The sequence below is a fragment of the Microbulbifer okhotskensis genome (assembly GCF_023895975.1).
Classification (GTDB): Bacteria; Pseudomonadota; Gammaproteobacteria; order Pseudomonadales; family Cellvibrionaceae; genus Microbulbifer; species Microbulbifer okhotskensis.
The window spans coordinates 1-2141 of record NZ_JALBWM010000248.1 but is presented as its reverse complement, the minus strand read 5'-3'; the positions used below and the strand labels follow the sequence as shown (position 1 = coordinate 2141).

1 protein-coding gene is annotated in these 2141 nt (G+C 40.5%); it reads right to left on the bottom strand.

Translation table 11 applies throughout. The features are described 5' to 3' along the window. Positions 1–113 precede the first annotated feature (113 nt). Positions 114–1109 (bottom strand): YncE family protein, encoded by a 996-nt coding sequence (locus tag MO867_RS21695; RefSeq protein ID WP_252473032.1) that lies wholly within the window; start codon positions 1107–1109, stop codon positions 114–116. Positions 1110–2141 lie beyond the last annotated feature (1032 nt).

The following is a 2141-nucleotide window of genomic DNA, read 5'->3' as shown; positions in this document are numbered from 1 at the left end:
GACTACCAATAATCCACTAGCAAGAGCGGTTACACAGAATTATTTACACCCTCGATGAAATAGCCGTCAACTATTGTTTAGATAACACTATGCTCTACAGCGGTACTATTCTGTTAAGGCTGAATAGTTACCGGGCTCCACTCTATGCCATCGGAGCCCTGTCCCGCGCGAAAAATACGTGTAATTTTCCAGCTTCCCGTATCTATTTCTACAACCTTCCCATCCCTTTGTGAACCGACAAACAGAAACTTCCCATCTGGCGAAAATAAAAGTGAGGCTGGCTGCCGTGCACCAGAACTTCCCACATCGATTTTCTGTAACTGCTTCCGCGATTTCGCATCATAAATAAGGACTCGATTACCATTCAAATCCGCTACAGCCACCGACTTGCCCTCTGGGTGAAAACGTATACGAATAGGTAAAAAACCAACATCGATCGTTTCTTTCTGCTTAAGTGTCCCGGTATCGAAAATAATAATATTCTTCGAATGAGCGTTACCTATCCACAGCTCAGCACCATTCGGACTAACCCATACTGCTTCGGGACCTTCACCAGCCGGCAATGTTGATTTCAGCTGCATAGATTCAGTATCAATAACACTAAAAGTATCCGAACCCCGGCTAGTTACATAAGCAGTTTTTTGATCAGGTGATAGTGCCAACATATGGCTACCCACCTGATCTGTACTGACAGCCCCTACAATCTCCCCTTTCTGCACATCGACTTTGATTACGTCGCTCGTTTCTTCAGTAGTAACAATAATATTCCGGCTATCTCCTAGCCAGGCAATTCCATGAGGACCCTGATGGGGACTGATGTCAATTTTGCTCAGGTGTTTTCCTGTAGCGACATCAAATACATTTAGCTCCTTACCCACGTAGCCATCTTCCAGGTAGGACACAACCACGACTTTAGTTTTATCCGGCGACACAATTAATTCATGGGGAGAACCGCCAGTTTCCGCTCGCTTAAGTTCCTGACCGGATTCCAGGTCGATAAAGCTCACCGTGCCCTCATACTTATTTCCCACAATCAATGTCTGTGCCTGTGAAAATACCCCGATACCCAAAGATACAACGGTCACTAAAGCAAAAAATAAAGCTCTCATCAGCAGGCCTCTCAATTGAGTTAAAGGACCTTCTAGTTACCCTTTTTTAGCAATGCCTCACCTCTGCAACGGACCGGAAAGTCAGTGATTATTTTCCAAACGAGACACAGTAATAACTTAGCCACTAATTCTCGGCATAGTAGGAACTAAAATCTGTATCCGTTAGAAAATTTTCTCATTACAAGCATGTTACCAACAAAATTTCTCGACTTTGCTGTGCATAACTTTTAACTAGCAAGCTAAAATATATTCTAGCCATGACCAGCCTCAATCAGGTTAATAAAACAGCGATTTTTTTCAGAGTTATCCACCAAAAAATATGACAGCAATGTTACTCACAGAAAGCTTGGATAGAGTTGTGCATAACTCTGACATATAGGCTGTAGGCCCCGTCATTACAGACTATTACCGTAACGACTAAAAATTAACCGATATTTTCACGGTGCAAATTCAATTTTTAACGTGAATATAATCACTCCTTTCCCTGTTTTTATTTTGTAGATTTCTTGGGATTATTTTACGTGATCAAGTAAAAACTGAAATAAGACATATCGGAGGGAGCATTGCTATAGAATCTAGATCGACTCAGGCACAAAAATACTTAGTGTATTTTCCTCTATTTATTATTTCATGATTATTTCTACTACCTACTCTAACACCAATAAAATTGACACACTGAAAAAGCAAAAATATAGATTTAATTTTTGATCTCAACTATTTATTTTATTCTTATTCTTTTCTTTTTCTTACACTGCGCCTACACCTATTTATTATTTTGTCTTATTTTGCGCATTAAAAAGGGCCACCCATTTGGGTGGCCCTTTTTAATGCGCACTCCAGACATCAATTTTTCCTTACCACTCTGGGCGTAGTGAATAAACGGCTAGCTTCGGCGGTGGACAGTTGTTGTACAACAACATACTGTTTGATAGAAAAAAGCAGCTCAAATTACCGCCCTAAAAACTCGTTAAAAAAATTTTCTTTTCGCATCGACATTTATTTCAGGCATAAAAAAAGGGCCACCCGATTGGG